Origin of the sequence: Lacinutrix sp. C3R15 (assembly GCF_018860825.1) — a bacterium.
Taxonomy (GTDB): domain Bacteria; phylum Bacteroidota; class Bacteroidia; order Flavobacteriales; family Flavobacteriaceae; genus Oceanihabitans.
The window spans coordinates 6983-24037 of the sequence record NZ_JAHKPZ010000032.1; the positions used below are offsets into that span (position 1 = coordinate 6983).

The following is a 17055-nucleotide window of genomic DNA, read 5'->3' on the forward strand; positions in this document are numbered from 1 at the left end:
AAGCGCATTTTTTTAATTTATAGACAAAGCTTATTTTAATTTTTAATAAACTTTTTAGTACGTATTGCTGTATCTGTTTCTACTTGTACAATATACATACCTGTTTGTAATGCACTTACATCTATAGAAGATGTGTGATTACTTTGCAGTACTCTTCTTCCGTTTAAATCATAAACTACTACAGCTTTTATTGTTGCTGGTGTTTCTAAGTTTATATTTAAGATAGAATGAACTGGGTTTGGCACAATAGAAAATTCTTGAACCACATTAGTGTTAACATGTAATAGATTGGTTAATAAGCTTTCATTAACCGTTGTAGTATCGTCTATACTAGCAAATGGAATAACAATATGAATTGTATTTGATCTAAACACTAAATTTCCGTTACTATTGTCATAATAGTAGTACGAAGTTTGCGTAGCAGTTCCTGCATTTGTTATATATGGAGGCAAACTTAATGTAACTATTTGTTCCATTTTTAACCTTGTAATGCTTCCGCTGTAAGCTCCTGCGCCAACATCATTTAAATTTAAAGTTCCATAAGCATCCACTGTTTTTATAATATTTCCAGAAAAATCACCTGATATAGCTGCAGTATAGGTTCCTGCCACAGCATCGGTATTAGTATAACCAAAATTTAACGGAAAGGTACCAATTAAGGCATTATCATCACTATAATTTAATTCTAAATCTGGTGTTACTGCTCCAGTAATAGAGAGTTCTGCTGCATTTTCTTTAAAGAGAATATCGTTTGTAGAAGTACCAACGGTACTCGTAAATACATTAGTTGTTCCAGGAAAATTTGTAGATTGAGCTGCTGTTGGTCCTAAGTAAGTATCTGTAGAGCTTTCTGTGGTTGTTAAGTCGGTAAAACTCCATGTAGTATTCATTCCTGTAGAACTATGATCTATAGTGCCATCAACAATGGCATATTCTGAGTTATTAACACTATTAAAAGTGCTAATACTTTGCGCAAAAGTAAAGCTTGATATTAAACAAGCTAAAAAAAGTATTTTTTTTTCATTTTATAAAGAATTGATTAATAGTGAACTAAAAATACAAAAAGGAATTACACAACCTATAATTATACTATAAAAGACAACTAAAAACGTTCAACGGTTTAAATAAGTTGTTGGTTACGCTGCAAAAAAACGAGATATGAACGAAGCCGTTAAAAGCATTAAATAACCTTGAATCTATATTAATGAAATTTAATTTTTGTATCTTTATGTAATACATTACTCTTACTTAAATAAGTAAAGCCTCACGTTTACGTTGTTTATAAGCTTTCCTATTTCTTTATGAAAAAGCGTTATTAACTTAAACTATAATTTCATGAAAAATGTAATTGCACTAGGATTGCTATTACTTGTATTAGCTTCCTGTAACAAAAAAAATCGCTACACGCAAGACTCTCCAGAAATTGATATTGTTAAGGCGGTTATAAATAATTATGACTACCAAAAATGGGATAGTTTAACCATGAACTATGCAGATACAGCCAAGGTGTATTACAATACAAGAAATCTGTTTTTTACTGCTAAAAGTTTACCTGAATATCATAAGAAAAATGATTCTAGTTTTTTAACAAGAGCTTTTGAAGAAAACCGAAGAGAGTTTGAAATGGTTACCGATGATAACGGAAAAAAATGGGTGAATTTTTGGGGAATCTGGGAAGGAAATCTGTTAGAAAACAATAAAAAAATTGAAATGCCTGTGCATATAACTTATCAATTTATTAATAAAAAAATAGTACTTGAATATGGTTATTGGGATGCTAGTCAATTAGTTTTAGAACTACAACGATTAGAAGATATGAAGAAAGCAGATACTATTTTTATAAATTAACAAAACAGTAGCTGCTTTTTAAATTTAATTTTTAACCGCACTTTGTTTAGACAAAGGGTTAGTACCATAGGTATCAAACAAATATACTAAAGATGCCATGGTAGCTGCACCAAGCTCTAGCTCGCGTTTATTTACAGCTGCAAAGGTATCACTAGCTGCATGATGATGATCAAAATAGCGTTGTGAATCTGGGCGTAATCCTGCCAACACATTACTAGCTGTTTTTAACGGACCAACATCTGCTCCACTTCCTCCTTTTTCAAAATAATGAATAAGATACGGTTGAAATAAAGGTTTCCAGCTTAGCACTTGATTAAAATTAGCATCGCTACAGTCAAAACTAAAACCTCTTGGTGTAAAGCCTCCTGCATCACTTTCAAGAGCAAATACATGGTTTTCACCTTTTCGCTTAGCTTCTTCTGCGTATTTATTTCCGCCACGTAATCCGTTTTCTTCGTTCATAAATAAAACAACACGAATACTTCTTTTTGGTCTAATACCAGATACTTTTAATAATCTTAAAACTTCCATAGATTGCACAACTCCTGCTCCATCATCATGAGATCCATCTCCTAAATCCCAGGAATCTAGATGCCCACCAACTACCATATACTCTTTAGGAAATTCGCTTCCTGTAATTTCTCCAATAACATTATAAGACAATACATCTTTAAATTGAGAACAACTTTGTTTAAAATAAAACTCTAAATCTTTATCTAGTTTTAACGAAGCACTTAATAATTCGGCATCATTAGTACTTATTGCTGCTGCAGGAATTCTTTTTTGTAATGGTAAATTATCATAGGTCATGCTTCCGGTGTGTGGTAAATCATCTAAACGTAAAGTCATAGAACGCACAATCACACCAACAGCTCCGTATTTTTGAGCCTCAACAGCTCCTTTATAACGTTGGTTTACACAACCACCATAAGCATTAAAAGTGCTAATTAAATCTTCTTGCATGGGTCTGTTATAAAAAACAATCTTGCCATTTATTTGTGCCTCACCAAGTTTTTCTAGTTCTTCAAAATTTTGAATCTCTATCACTTTAGCTTTTAAACCTAATGGGTTGGTAGCTACAGAACCACCAAGTGCACAAATATTAACATTGGTAGTTTGTTTTTTAGAAGATTCTATAAACGCATATTCTTTTGCGCCACGAACCCATTTTGGCACCATTACTTCTTGTAGCCAAACTTTATCTAAACCTAGTTTTTCTAATTCTTGTTTTCCCCATTGTACAGCTAGTTCTGCTTGTAAAGATCCAGACAAGCGACCTCCTATTTGATTAGACAAATAATCTAACCACTCATAACTTTTACCATTGGTTAAAGACTGTGAGTATATTTTTTTAAGAATTTCTTGATCTGTTTGAGAATAGCTTGTGATTGAACTTAATGCTAAAAGTAAAAGAAGGATTTTTTTCATATTATTATTTTGAATGTGGATTCCTGCTTTTACAGGAAGACCAAAGTAAAGTTTAAAGATACTATTTCTAAAAATTAAGATTCTTAATTAAAGTATAAAACACTTCTGCTTTTATTATGATTTATTTTTAATGGCTGATTCTATTAGTAATTTTATTCTGGATAAGTCTAATTTCCCATTTAAATAAAACACTTTATTTTTAAATAAAAAAAAGAACTAACAATGCTTAAAAAGAACCTGCTATGCTAGATGTTCTTCACTTTTACTAGAATTCCATCTTAAAATAGTAAAACCAATTATTGCTGATATAAATGAACCTATAAGAATACCAACCTTAGCAGAATCTATAAACATTGGCGACGCTTTAAAAGCCAAGCTTGCAATAAAAATAGACATAGTAAAACCAATTCCTGCTAAAAAAGCAACACCCAATATATGACGTATACTAATATCTTCTGGCACCTCAATAAACTTTAATTTTTTTGCCAGAAAAACAACGGTAGGAATACCAATACTATTACCTGCTATTAACGCAATAGCTATATTACTCATAACTGAAAGATCTAATCCATCTGCACTACTAAAGGCTACTCCTGCATTTGCTAAGGCAAAAATAGGAATGATAAAATAGGCTACCCAACCATGTAAATCATGTTCTAACCGTTGTAAAGGAGACTGGTATTTATCTGTCCAATATTCTAGATTATCTATCTCTTCAATTTGTTCTTTGGTTAAAACAGGATCTTCAGAAATTTTAGCATCTTTAATTTTATCTGTTATACTTACCAAATTATCTATAAATTCTGGAGTATCTACCTTTTGTCTTACAGGCACAGAAAAAGCCAATAAAATTCCTGCTAAAGTAGGATGAATTCCCGCTTTTAAAAATAGTGTCCAAATAACAACACCTATTCCAGTAATAAGATATTTAGAATAATACCCTTTATAGGCTATAAAATAAAGTGCTGCCAACAAAGCTAAAGCACTAGATATTAAAGTTAAATCTATATCACTACTATAAAAGATAGCAATTACTAATACTGCTCCAATGTCATCAACAATAGCAAAAGCAGTTAAAAATATTTTTAAACTCAAGGGAACACGACTCCCTAAAACATTTAATACCGCAAGAGAAAAGGCAATATCGGTTGCCATAGGAATTCCCCAACCTTTTAATGTTTCTGGATTATCATTTAAGAGGAGGTAAAACAACACTGGCACCAACATACCACCAACAGCTCCAACTAAGGGGAATGCTATTTTTTTCATGGAATTTAATTCTCCTATTAAAAATTCTCTTTTTATTTCTAAACCAATAAGAAAAAAGAAAATAGCCATTAGGCCATCATTAACCCATAATATTAATGGTTTTTGCAGCTCTACAAAAGGAGTACTAATTCCTACTTTATATTGCCAAAGTTCTTGGTAACTATCTGCATATGGTGAATTTGCCCAAATTAGAGCAATTATAGTAGTTGCAAGAAGCAAAACACCACTAAGGCTTTCTATTTTTATAAATTTTTGAAAAGGTGTGAGAATAATTTTTTTTATCATACAAAACGGTTAAATATTGGTACTTTTTATATAAAGTAAAGTTGCTTTTTGCATGCTAAAATTTCAAAAAATAAAATTAGTAACAACAAAATAGCAACTACTTAGGTTTTGCTGAAAAATAACAATAAATCAGGAAATCAAAAAGTCTATTTTCTTATATTATTCTTAAAGTTTAGCTTAAGTTTTACAGAAATTTATACATTTTTAAACATTACAAATATTTACATAATTAAATTACTTGAAGATTTTTTTTACTCAGCAAAACAACAAAAACTCCCCTCTATTTACTACTCTTTACTAAGTTGTTCTTTATAATGTTCAATATTAGCTTTTACATCATCATCTAGTTCTGGTTCTTTAATGTCTGTATATTCTTTTAAGGTATCATACATTATTTTTGCAACAATATATCTTGCTGTAGGCTTATCATCTGCAGGAATATTAAACCAAGGCGCATGTGGTTTTGAGGTTCTGTTCATGGCATCTTGATAGCATTCTTGATATGCTCCCCAAAGTTTACGCTCTTCTAGATCTCCTGGAGAAAATTTCCAGTTTTTAGATTTTTTATCTAAACGACGTAGTAAACGGTTTTTCTGTTCTTTTTTAGATAGGTTTAAAAAGAATTTAAAAATAATAGTTCCTGTTTCTGCTATATGTTTTTCAAAATCATTTATTTGTTCAAAACGCGTGTTCCAGAAAGCAGCATCAATATCTTCTAAAGTATTTACATTGGGTAAATGCTCACCTAATATATATTCAGGATGTACTCTGGTTACAAGTACGTTTTCATAATGCGTTCTATTAAAAACGCCAAACTTACCACGAGCAGGAAGCGCAATATAATGGCGCCATAAAAAATCATGTTTTAACTCTAAAGCTGTTGGCACTTTAAAACTGTGCACTACTACTCCTCTTGCATTAAAATCTTTAAATACTTCCCGAATTAAACTATCTTTTCCTGCAGTATCCATACCTTGTAAGCATACTAAAACAGCATATTTACCATGCGCATAAAGCGTGTCTTGTAGTTCGCCTAATTTTCGTCTTACTTTTTTTAATTCGTCTTTTACTTCCTCTTCATCTGCTTTTAAGTCAAAGGCGGTTTGTAGTTTAGAGATCTCTATTTCTGATTGTATTTTAAAGTCTTTAATTTTTATATTTTTCAATGGTATTGGCATTTTAAGTTCTGTTTAAAGATATTAATATTTTTGATATTAAAATATCGAAATAAACGAACAGGAAACTTATTAGTTAAAAAGTTGTAGCTTTAGTATTAGCTATTCAATCTATTATGAAAACATTTTACTTGAGTTTATCTCTTGTTGCAATGGTACCTTTTATTACTTTTTCGCAACAAGCAGATACAATATCTACTACTATAAAAAACGGAATTACAAAACCTAGTATTTTATCTTCGCATCCTTTTGGTATGTTTTTTTCAAGACTACAAGGAAATTTTAAAACACATGCCACCAAAAATAAAATTGTTACTATTAGCCTAGAAAGTGCCAATGTTTGGGGACCTCCTGTAACCACCTACATTCCGAATGATAAAGCGACAAGAAATGAAGCCAGAAAATACAACTGGGATTTGGCGCAATATCATTTTGATGTAGAAGACTTAGATGCAGAAACTTTTCAATTACAAATAGATGGTGTTATTAAAAGTATAAAAGCGAATATTGCTTTTAATTTAAGGCATAACAAAGAATTAGTAGTGGCTTTACGCCTTGCCATGTTAACCAATGGAGAATATCCTTTTTCTTTTTTTACTAGTGATACATTTATTGAAGATTTTCACAGCAAAATTGCTGGAGGAAAAGACCCTTTTGATAGAAAAGTTTTCGAATTAAACAAAGCTGGAATTAAATATACAGACAGAAATGGCAATACTGCAGAACTAGAAAAAAATGATGCTTTTATTAGCGGAATAGAAACTGCTTACTATTATTACCCTGAATGGTTGACTAATAAAAAGATTTTTATAAATATTGGCGCTCATCTTGGTACAAACCTATCTAAATACAATAGCTCTATAGACTTAGGCGTTTCTGTAAATGCCATAAAAAAAATAGTAATTAAAAACAAAAACTACACACAAATTGGTGCAGGTATTGGTACTTTAAGAAAAAACGCTATTGATTATAATAAAAATAATGTAGCATTTGGAACCAATAAGTATCTCGCTTTTTTAGAAAGTATTTTAGAGTATAATTTTATATCTAAAAAAGGAACGACACATTCTATTGGTTTAGATTTTTACATACAAACAAGCTTAAATAAAAAAGAGGAGTTGAATTATATAATACCTATTCGTTATCCTGATGCACATGATGCTTGGGGAGTTGGCACCACCAATTTATATAAAAACAATAACTATTGGACTTTGTTATATTCTTTTACCAAAAAAATTACCACCACTATTTATATACAACAAGATCTTACCGTTAACAACAATCCTGATATACAAACAGGAGTTAGTGTTAGTTTTAAAATATAAAAATCACAAGTTATACCAAGTAACTTAAAAAATATTATCAATAGGTTAAGTGATAAACTAAAAAAGACACTAAATAATTAGTGTCTTTTTTTATATGTTAAAGTGATTTTATCATTTACTTACTCGCGAACATTTTTACATCTTGCTCGCTCACTTCTTTTTCACCAAGAATAATTAAACGTTCAACCACGTTACGTAATTCACGTATATTTCCTGTCCAGTCATACTCTTGTAATAGTTTTATGGCTTTTGTAGAAAAGTTTTTTTGTGAAGTACCTTGTTCATTAGCAATTTTTTTAGAAAAATATTCTATTAATAGAGGGATATCATCTCTTCTTTCGTTTAAAGCAGGAACTTTTATTAAAATAACTGCCAATCTGTGGTATAAATCTTCACGAAACCTACCTTCTTCTATTTCTTTTTTAAGGTCTTTATTGGTTGCTGCAACAACTCTTACATTTACTTTAATGTCTTTATCACTACCTACGCGCTGTATTCTACTTTCTTGTAAAGCACGAAGTACTTTTGCTTGTGCAGAAAGACTCATATCTCCAATTTCATCTAAAAATATGGTTCCTCCATTTGCGGCTTCAAATTTACCAGCTCTGTCTTTATTAGCGCTTGTAAAAGCTCCTTTTACATGCCCAAAAAGTTCACTTTCTATTAGTTCACTTGGTATAGCAGCACAATTAACTTCTATCATTGCTCCTTTAGAGCGATCGCTTTTTTGGTGTAACCAATGTGCTACTAGTTCTTTTCCTGTTCCGTTAGGTCCAGTAATTAATACACGTGCATCGGTTTGCGCTACTTTTTCAATAATATCTTTAATATGAGAAATAGCATCGCTATCACCTATCATTTCGTAGTTTTTGCTAACTTTCTTTTTTAGCATTTTATTTTCTACTACTAGCTCTTTTCTATCTAAAGCAATACGTACTGTATTTAATAAACGGTTTAAATCTGGTGGTTTAGAAATATAGTCAAAAGCACCTAGACGCATGGTGTTTACAGCTGTATCTAAATCGCCATGACCAGAAATCATGACTATTGGTGTTTCTGGTTTAATTTTTTTAGCCGCTTCTAATACTTCAACACCATCCATTTTTGGCATTTTAATATCACAAAGTACCAGGTCATAATCTTCTTTCTTAATTTTTTCAATTCCTACTAAACCATCTTCAGCCTCTTCAACTTCATAGGTATCGTTTTCTTCAGAAAGTATTTTTACTAATACTCTTCTAATTGCTGCTTCATCTTCAATTACTAATATTTTAGGCATTTTTTAATTTTTTATTTCTGAATAATATGAATATCTCTTTGAGGAAAAGGTACCGATATGTTATTTTCTCTAAACAATCTGTCTATTTCAAAACGTATATCACTTTTAGGAATAGCTGCTTGAAAGCTATCATTAAGCGTAAAAACCAATTTAAAATCTAGAGAACTATCTCCAAAATTAGTGAATAATACGGTAGGAATTGGGTGTTTTAAAACTAAATCATGACTAGTGGCAGCTTGTAAAAGCAGTTTTTTTACTAACTGCACATCACTACCATAAGCGACACCAACCTCAACATTTTCTCTTGTAGTAGAACCGTTTTGTGTCCAATTATATAAGCTATTGGTTAAATATAAATGGTTAGGTATTACCAACACTCTATTTTCTATAGTTACTGCTCTTGTGGTACGTAATTTAATTTCTTCTACACGTCCTACTTTACCATCAATTTCTATAATATCACCAACATGCACAGACTGATCTACTAAAATAAAAATTCCTGAAATAATATCTTGAAAAAGGGTTTGTAGCGCCAAACCTATACCAATTAATAATGCGGCAGATGCGGCAAAAATCCCTGTGACATTTACACCTACAGCATGTAAGGTAACTAGCACAATAATAACATAACTTATCCAGGTTGCATACGAAAAAACACCTTTAAACTTAAGCTTATCGTCTTGAGGCAGCTTTCTACTTATTAGCCTTCTAAGAAGTCTTAAAAAGACAGTAGCCAATAGCAATACAATAAGTAAAAGCAATATGTTTTGCACACTTATTTCTACGTCTTGACTAATTTGAATAGATTTATTTAATATGTTTTTTAACTCTTTCATATTAATACTTAATCCATTTAATGATTTCTTTATAACTAGGTTTTTTTCCATACATTAAAATACCTACTCTATATATTTTTGCAGCAAACCAAACTGTAAGCATAAAAGTACCAACTAATATTAAAAAGGATACTAGTTGCTGCCAAACAGGAACTCCAAAAGGAATACGCATTAACATCACCACAGGAGAGGTAAATGGTATAAACGAAAATATGGTAGAAACAGCACCATGCGGATCTTCAATAACAGTAAATATACCAATATAAACAGCTAAAACTAAAGGCATGATAATAGGAAACATAAATTGTTGTGTATCTGTTTCATTATCTACTGCTGCACCAATTGCCGCATATAAAGAACTGTACAACAAATAACCAGCTACAAAAAACAAAATAAATGCAATGATAAGGTTTGCAATTGGTAAGTTCCAGAAAGCATTCATTGCATTTTGCATTTCTATTGCTACTTCTGGGTTATCCATAGCTTGCTGCATCATTTCTTGCTGTGGTGTTTGTTGTATAAGGTCTATACCTAAAATTGCAGAAACAATAGTCATTAAAATGCTTCCTATAAGAATCCAAATTACAAATTGTGTAATTCCTGCTAAAGAGGTTCCTATAATTTTACCTAGCATTAATTGTATTGGTTTTACTGAAGAAATTATGACTTCTATAATTCTACTTGTTTTTTCTTCAATAATACTTCGCATAATCATGTTACCATAAATAATAATAAACATGAATAATAGATAACCAGCTGCTAAACCAAATCCTAATTTAAAATAACTATCTATTTTAGATGTTTTTTCACCTATAAAACTTTCTTGAGCAATATTTACACTAGTTTTAGAAGCTGTTAGTTTATTAATATCTATACCTTGTTGTTGTAATTTAACATCTCTTAATTTGTTTTCTAATTTGCTTTCTAATCCAGTCATTACAGATAAGGAAGGAGACTCTTTAGAGTAGAATTTAATATGTTTTACCATAGCAGCAATACTATCTTGCTTTGGTATATATAACAAACCGTAGGTTTCTGCTTCTTCTACAATAGTTTTTGCCTCTTCTAGAGACACATTATTAAGTATATTGTAAGTAGTATGTTCTGTATTTTGAAATATATCGGTTACCAATCCTGATGCATCTAATACAGAAATGGTTCTTGTTTTATTATTATTTAATTGCGATAAGTAGGCCACAACTGCAATAAGTGCTATAAAAATAATAGGACTTAAAATAGTCATGATAATAAACGATTTGTTTTTAACTTTTGTTAAATACTCACGTTTTATAATAAGTGGTAAATGGTTCATAAATTAATTATTCTTAACTGCTTGAATAAAAATATCGTTAGCGCTAGGTATTAGTTCTACAAAATGAGAAACTTCTCCTTTAGAGGTTAAATAGCTTAATAGATTGTTTGATGTCTCGTTTTCTGAAAGTTTTATATTTAGCTTTAACTCATCATTTAACGATTTAAAATCTGTAAGTGAGGCATTAAACTTTTTTGAAATAGTTTCTGCAAGAGCTATTTTATCTGTTGTTTTTATTCCTACCTCAAACGTATTGGTTTTATAGCGTCTTTTAATATCTGTTAGTTTACCATCTAATATTTTGTTAGACTGATGAATTAAGGCAATATGATCACACAATTCTTCTACAGACTCCATTCTATGTGTAGAAAATATTACGGTTGCTCCATTTTCTTTTAAGCGTAAAATTTCGTCTTTAATTAAATTGGCGTTTATAGGGTCAAATCCAGAAAAAGGTTCATCAAAAATCAATAATTTTGGCTCGTGTAAAACAGTGACTACAAACTGTATTTTTTGTGCCATTCCTTTAGATAGTTCTTGAATTTTTTTGTTCCACCAATCTCCTATTTCTAATCTTTCAAACCAATATTGTAATCTTTTTTTGGCTTCTGCTTTACTTAATCCTTTTAATTGTGCTAAGTATAAAGCTTGCTCTCCTACTTTCATAGATTTATATAAACCACGTTCTTCTGGTAAGTAACCAATATTCTGCACATGATGTGGTTGTAGTGGTTCTCCATCTAAAATAACATGACCAGAATCTGGCATGGTTATTTGGTTTATAACACGTATTAATGTTGTTTTTCCAGCTCCATTTGGTCCTAACAAACCAAATATACTTCCTTTTGGCACTGTAATAGACACGTTATTTAACGCTGTAAAATCTCCAAATTTTTTAGAAACTGCATGTGCTTCTAAGAGGTTTTCCATAATTTATTTTTAGTAATACCAAACTCTATTTTGGTAATATATAAGGGTTGTAAAGATAGAAAATGTTACATGGATTAGCATGCTATATTTTAAATTTAAAGATACCAAAAAGAGTTTAAAGTAGTTGTATAATTATAGCACCTTTTAGTAAAAACAAAAATTGCAATAAAAAACAAAACCCACCCTTTTACTTTAAGTGAAAGGATGGGAAAAAATTGCTATGAAAAAGAAAAATTACCACTAAAATTAATTAGTGATAATCAAATATACTATTTTTTACTAAATAAATGTTAATGTAACAAGATTTGTTGTAAATTCTTTAAAACAAAAATTCCACTTCATGAAGTGGAATTTTTATCTTTTATATTGTTTTACTAAGAAAACATGTCTTTTACTTTTTCAAAAAAAGATTTATCTGTACTTTCTGGTTTTGGCATGAAATGATCATCATCACGCATAGTTTCAAAGAAATCTTTTTGTTGTTTGTTTAAAGTTTTAGGTGTCCATACATTTACATGTACTAATAAATCTCCTTTACCATATCCATTAATGTTTGGTATTCCTTTTCCGCGTAAGCGTAAAATTTTACCAGATTGCACACCTGCTTCTACTTTAATACGCACTTTTCCTGTTACTGTATCTATTTCTGTTGAAGTACCAAGAACAGCATCTGGAAGGCTTACATATAAATCATAATGTAAATTATCTCCTTCACGTTGTAAGGTTTCATGCTCTTGTTCTTCTATAGCAACAAGCATATCACCAGAAATACCATTTCCTGGTGCTTCATTACCTTTTCCTGCAACTTTAAGTTGCATACCATCTACAACACCTGCAGGTATTTTTATAGAAACGGTTTCTTCTTTAATAATTAAACCATGTGCATCTGCTCCTGCTGGTTTTTTATCTATAATTTGTCCTGCTCCACCACAAGATGTACATGTGGCAGCTGTTTGCATTCTTCCTAAAATAGTGTTTGTTACTCTGGTAACTTGACCAGTACCATGACAAGTAGAACAGGTTTTATATGTTGTTCCTGATGCTTGAACTTTACGTTTTACTTTAATTTTCTTTTCTACACCATTAGCAATTTCTTCTAGCGTTAGTTTTACGCGAATTCTAAGGTTACTACCTTTAACTCTACGTTGACCTCCTCCGCCAAAACCACCAGAGAAGCCTCCTCCTCCGCCAAAAGCGCCACCAAATATATCACCAAACTGACTGAATATGTCATCCATATTCATGTTTCCGCCACCGCCAAAACCACCAGAACCATCAAAAGCTTGATGCCCAAATTGGTCATAACGTGCTTTTTTGTCTGCATTACTTAAAACTTCATAAGCTTCTGCAGCTTCTTTAAATTTAGATTCTGCATCTTTATCATCTGGATTTTTATCTGGATGAAATTTTAAAGCCATTTTTCTGTAGGCTTTTTTTATTTCTGCAGCTGTTGCGCTTTTACTTATTCCTAATATTTCGTAATAATCTCTTTTTGCCATAATTATTTTAGCTTTCAGTTTTTAGTCACAGTCTAACTCTGCTTACTGTTCTGCTTACTTTTTTACTGAATACTTATTTTATTTTAATTTGCAGATTTTGTAGGCTGTTATAGTATTTTGGTACTACCGCAGCTTAATATTTTATTGTCCTATTACTACTTTTGGAAAACGAATTACTTTTTCTCCTAATCGGTATCCTTTTTCTACTACATCAATCACTTTTCCTTTTAAATCTTCTGATGGTGCAGGAATTTGTGTGATTGCTTCATGGTCATCTGCATTAAAAGCGTCTCCTTTTTCAACTTTTATAGCTTCTAAACCTTTTTGTTCTAATGTAGAAAGTAGTTTTTGATAAATTAAATGTACTCCTTTACGTAATTCTTCTGCTTCTTTATCTTCGTCTATATGAGTTATAGCGCGTTCAAAATCATCTATAATAGGTAAAAGTGACACCATTACATCTTGACTTGCTGTTTTAAATAATTCAATACGTTCTTTAGATGTACGTTTTTTATAATTTTCAAACTCAGCAAAAAGACGTAAAAACTTATCTTTTTCTTGCTTTAATTCTACTTGTAGTTGTTCTTCAACAGATAACTCTTGCGTTTCTACTGTTGTTTGTTCTACTTGCTCTTCTATAACTTCTTCTTTATTTTTCTTGCTCATTTTTGTACCTAGATTTTAAATACTTTTTTTAAGATGGCAAAAGTACTGCCATTATTATAAAAATGTCAAAATGTCATTGATTTTTTTTTTGTTATTTTTTATTTAACTCGTTTAACAATTTGTATTTTTGTTTTTTAACACTAAAAAAACAAATAATTATTATGAGAAAACAAGTTTTAAATATTTTTACTGTTATTGCATTATGCACTGCTGTAGTTGGTTGTAAAAAAGCAAAAGAAGCAAACACAACTGAAGCAGAAGCTGCAGCTATAAGCGAGAGTACTACTCAAAAATATGTAGTTAATGTAACAGAGTCTACTATTGAGTGGAAAGGTTTTAAACCAACAGGAACTCATAATGGTACTGTTGCTATTGAAAGTGGTGTTTTTCATGTAGACAATGGCATTTTACAAAGTGGTACTTTTTTAATTAACATGAAGTCTATAAGTGCTACAGATGTTGAAGGAGACCAAAAAAAGAATCTTGATGCACATTTAATGGGTACTGTTGAGGGTAAAGAAGGTGACTTTTTTGATGTAAACAAATTTCCTACTGGAGCATTCGAAGTTACAGGAACTCAAGCTGCTGAAAATGGCAAAACAATGCTTTCTGGTAATTTAGCGTTAAAAGGAAATAAACACAATGTTACGTTTCCTGTAACAATTTCTACCGAAGGTGATTTTATAACCATAACTAGTGATGCTTTTTCTATTGACAGAACAAAATGGGGAATTAACTATGGTTCTAAAACAATTTTTGATAACCTTGGAGACAAGTTTATTAATGATGATATGGAGTTAAAAATAACTGTAAAAGCTAAAAAAGCGTAATTACATCACTTTTTTTTTATAAAGCCATACTTTTTTAAGTATGGCTTTTTTTTGCCTAAAAGGAACACAAAACAATAACTAACAGAATTTCAGTTATTTAAAAATCGATTATATAAGTAGTTTATCGAAAAATTAATATTTATTATTACATTATTTTACATTTTAAAATTAGAAAGGTATATTTTCACCACTAATTATTTGAATTAAGCCTTAAATTATAATTACATAATGAAATTTATTTTTACATTTTTGTTTGTGTTTACCTACATAACTACATCTTTTAGTCAAGAGTCTAATACCTTAAGTTTTACTAATTTTGAAACCGATTTTTTTACATATAAACCTGAACAAAAAAAATCGGTAACAGATGATCATTTTAGTTTTGCTAAATACGTAATTTCTGAAACTAAAAAATCTTTAAATAATGATGTTAGTAATTATAATGTAATTCATTACTGGAATATACTTACGGCATTAGATATGCTTAAAGTAGATAAATCAACTATTATTTTGGCTTTTCAAAAAATGGCAGATTTAGAAGGTAGTTGTAAGTATATTGTAAATTATAAAAATAAGATTTCTTTTTACAAAACTATTACTGCTATGTATGACCACTACTACTCACAATGTAAAAAAAGAGATAGTTTAGTAGGTACTAATTAATTACTACAGTTTTAATGCCCTTAGCATGTGTCTTTTTCCTGGTGGTCCTTGCAGGCGTTTTAAAGTAAAACCAACATTTCTTAAAGCTCTTTTTACACTTCCCTTTGCAGCATAAGTAACCAAAACACCGTTTTCTTTTAATGCATTATACATGCTTTTAAAAATTGCTTCAGTCCATAATTCGGGTTGTACTCCTGCTCCAAAAGCATCAAAATAAATAATATTAAAAGCATTAGTTTCGTTTATTTCCGAAAAATATTTTTGCTCTTTTAGCAACTCAAAATTACTGGTAATACGCTCTTGTTTTTCCCAAGAAACATCATGTAATTTCTTAAAAACAGCTTCTTTATCTAAAGCGTTTAATTGTGCTACATAATTTAGTTGCTTTAATTCTTCTGTCAAAACAGGAAAAGCTTCTACTCCTTTATACTGTATGCTAAGCTGTAATCTTTCTGCCTCTAATAAAGTCATAAAAGCATTTAAACCAGTACCAAAACCTATTTCAAGAATAGAAATAGGTGTTGGTTGGTTAGTATCTATAAAGTGATGCAATCCGTTTTTTATATATACATGCTGTGCTTCTTGAATAGCACCATGTGTAGAATGATATTGCTCATTCCATTCTGGAATATGAATAGTTGTAGAACCGTCTTCTGTAATAATTATTTCACGTTTCAAAAGAACAACTATTGTATTAGTAGCTTTTTAATTCTTGGTATTGGTCCTGTACATTCTGTTTGATGACAAGAAACACACACATTTACAGCATTATTAAATCTATCTTCAATAGCAATTGTAGATTCTGAATTAAAAATTTCTTTTTCTGCAGCCACAAAAAGTGTTGAAAAGGATTGAAAATTTTGATTTCTAGATTTAAAATCGGAAAGTTCTGCAATATGAATATTTAAAAAATCAGTAGGAAACTCTGTAGGTATTTTACCTGCAATAATTTCATTTTTAATTTTTAAATTATGAGCATACATTTGATTCATGAGTATTGCCATTTCTGATGGCTCATACATATCATAGACCTTTTTAGTTGTAGTTTCTTCTTGTTTTGTTTTACTAGTACAACTTAGTAAAACAGTAAAACAAAAAAACAATAGTACCTGTTTCATTGTAATTATTCTTGAACAATTAAAACACCATCTGCTTCAAAAGAATAGGTTTTTTCTGGTGCTGTTATTTGTGCAATCTCTTCTTCAGATTTTCCTGCATCTGCCGCATAGTGACGAAGCTCTTCTACAGGTACTTCATTAACATAAGCTTTACCGTTTATAATAACTTCTTGTCCTGCTATATTTTTAGGCATAAAAAAACCATAGTCTTTAAATTTAACCATAACCTGTTCGCCATTGTCTAAATTTAATTTCATCCAACATCCTTTAGCTTGACAAACCTCATCTACTTTTGCAATCATTTTAGAGTTTATACTGTCGCCAACTTGCATTTTTTTATATTGTGCAGCCATAGATGCAGAAGAAATTGCATCATCTGCTTTAATTTCTTTACCAAAAGACGCATAGCTAATTTCTTTTACTGCTTCTGTTTCAACATTCTCTTTTTTTGTTTCCTCTTTACAAGCTAAAAACACAGACAAAAGCATGGTAATAAATATAATTTTTTTCATTTTAATGGGTTTGATTACGTATATTTTGGCATAAAGATAATGCTTTTTTAAAAAAGAATTAATCTTTTTTATACCACTAT

General features: G+C 30.4%; 17 protein-coding genes. 4 read left to right on the top strand and 13 right to left on the bottom strand.

Features of this window, described 5'->3' with window-relative positions; all coding sequences use genetic code 11:
• Nucleotides 1–35: 35 nt before the first annotated feature.
• Entirely contained in the window at nucleotides 36–890 is an 855-nt protein-coding gene (locus KO494_RS11845) for a T9SS type A sorting domain-containing protein (protein ID WP_215967827.1), read from the bottom strand.
• Nucleotides 891–1335: 445 nt separating this feature from the next.
• Between KO494_RS11845 and KO494_RS11850 the strand changes: the two genes are divergently transcribed.
• Complete coding sequence (locus KO494_RS11850) at nucleotides 1336–1848, top strand: nuclear transport factor 2 family protein (RefSeq protein WP_215967828.1); 513 nt, start codon at nucleotides 1336–1338, stop codon at nucleotides 1846–1848.
• A 24-nt stretch (nucleotides 1849–1872) separates the two neighbouring features.
• Here KO494_RS11850 and KO494_RS11855 read toward each other — a convergent pair whose 3' ends face one another.
• From KO494_RS11855 to KO494_RS11865, 3 genes are all read right to left on the bottom strand, one after another.
• Complete coding sequence (locus KO494_RS11855; protein ID WP_215967829.1) at nucleotides 1873–3276, bottom strand: M20/M25/M40 family metallo-hydrolase; 1404 nt, start codon at nucleotides 3274–3276, stop codon at nucleotides 1873–1875.
• A 240-nt stretch (nucleotides 3277–3516) separates the two neighbouring features.
• A complete protein-coding gene (gene nhaA / locus KO494_RS11860) occupies nucleotides 3517–4830 on the bottom strand; it encodes a Na+/H+ antiporter NhaA (protein ID WP_215967830.1) in 1314 nt (437 codons plus the stop codon).
• 287 nt (nucleotides 4831–5117) lie between these two features.
• Entirely contained in the window at nucleotides 5118–5996 is an 879-nt protein-coding gene (locus KO494_RS11865) for a PPK2 family polyphosphate kinase (protein ID WP_252730382.1), read from the bottom strand.
• A 125-nt stretch (nucleotides 5997–6121) separates the two neighbouring features.
• Here KO494_RS11865 and KO494_RS11870 point away from each other — a divergent pair, with 125 nt between their 5' ends.
• Nucleotides 6122–7330, top strand: coding sequence for a hypothetical protein (locus KO494_RS11870; RefSeq protein WP_215967832.1), 1209 nt, complete (start codon nucleotides 6122–6124; stop codon nucleotides 7328–7330).
• A gap of 115 nt (nucleotides 7331–7445) precedes the next feature.
• Here the strand turns inward: KO494_RS11870 and KO494_RS11875 are convergent, their stop codons facing one another.
• From KO494_RS11875 to KO494_RS11900, 6 genes are all read right to left on the bottom strand, one after another.
• The gene (locus KO494_RS11875) at nucleotides 7446–8609 is read right to left on the bottom strand and encodes a sigma-54 dependent transcriptional regulator (RefSeq protein WP_215967833.1); all 1164 of its coding nucleotides are present in this window, start codon (nucleotides 8607–8609) and stop codon (nucleotides 7446–7448) included.
• An 11-nt stretch (nucleotides 8610–8620) separates the two neighbouring features.
• On the bottom strand, nucleotides 8621–9496 hold the full coding sequence (locus KO494_RS11880; RefSeq protein WP_215967834.1) for a mechanosensitive ion channel family protein: 876 nt from the start codon (nucleotides 9494–9496) through the stop codon (nucleotides 8621–8623).
• Nucleotides 9447–10757, bottom strand: coding sequence for an ABC transporter permease (locus tag KO494_RS11885; protein WP_215967835.1), 1311 nt, complete (start codon nucleotides 10755–10757; stop codon nucleotides 9447–9449). Before KO494_RS11885 ends, KO494_RS11880 begins: the two co-directional genes overlap by 50 nt.
• 3 nt (nucleotides 10758–10760) lie before the next feature.
• On the bottom strand, nucleotides 10761–11687 hold the full coding sequence (locus KO494_RS11890; RefSeq protein WP_215967836.1) for an ABC transporter ATP-binding protein: 927 nt from the start codon (nucleotides 11685–11687) through the stop codon (nucleotides 10761–10763).
• Between the two features lie 374 nt (nucleotides 11688–12061).
• Nucleotides 12062–13186: a molecular chaperone DnaJ gene (gene dnaJ, locus KO494_RS11895; RefSeq protein WP_215967837.1), complete on the bottom strand. Its 1125-nt coding sequence runs from the start codon at nucleotides 13184–13186 to the stop codon at nucleotides 12062–12064.
• Between the two features lie 141 nt (nucleotides 13187–13327).
• Entirely contained in the window at nucleotides 13328–13852 is a 525-nt protein-coding gene (locus tag KO494_RS11900; protein ID WP_215967838.1) for a nucleotide exchange factor GrpE, read from the bottom strand.
• A gap of 161 nt (nucleotides 13853–14013) precedes the next feature.
• Here KO494_RS11900 and KO494_RS11905 point away from each other — a divergent pair, with 161 nt between their 5' ends.
• Nucleotides 14014–14682 carry a YceI family protein gene (locus tag KO494_RS11905; RefSeq protein ID WP_215967839.1) on the top strand — a complete coding sequence of 223 codons (669 nt, stop codon included), beginning with the start codon at nucleotides 14014–14016 and terminating at the stop codon, nucleotides 14680–14682.
• Between the two features lie 228 nt (nucleotides 14683–14910).
• A complete protein-coding gene (locus KO494_RS11910; RefSeq protein WP_215967840.1) occupies nucleotides 14911–15345 on the top strand; it encodes a hypothetical protein in 435 nt (144 codons plus the stop codon).
• Between the two features lie 3 nt (nucleotides 15346–15348).
• Here the strand turns inward: KO494_RS11910 and mnmD are convergent, their stop codons facing one another.
• From mnmD to KO494_RS11925, 3 genes are read right to left on the bottom strand one after another with little or no spacing between them, the layout of a single operon-like run.
• On the bottom strand, nucleotides 15349–16023 hold the full coding sequence (mnmD, locus tag KO494_RS11915) for a tRNA (5-methylaminomethyl-2-thiouridine)(34)-methyltransferase MnmD (protein WP_215967841.1): 675 nt from the start codon (nucleotides 16021–16023) through the stop codon (nucleotides 15349–15351).
• Between the two features lie 8 nt (nucleotides 16024–16031).
• Nucleotides 16032–16463, bottom strand: a complete 432-nt coding sequence (locus KO494_RS11920; RefSeq protein WP_215967842.1) for a hypothetical protein — start codon at nucleotides 16461–16463, stop codon at nucleotides 16032–16034.
• A gap of 5 nt (nucleotides 16464–16468) precedes the next feature.
• Complete coding sequence (locus KO494_RS11925; RefSeq protein ID WP_215967843.1) at nucleotides 16469–16975, bottom strand: DUF4920 domain-containing protein; 507 nt, start codon at nucleotides 16973–16975, stop codon at nucleotides 16469–16471.
• Nucleotides 16976–17055: the final 80 nt, after the last annotated feature.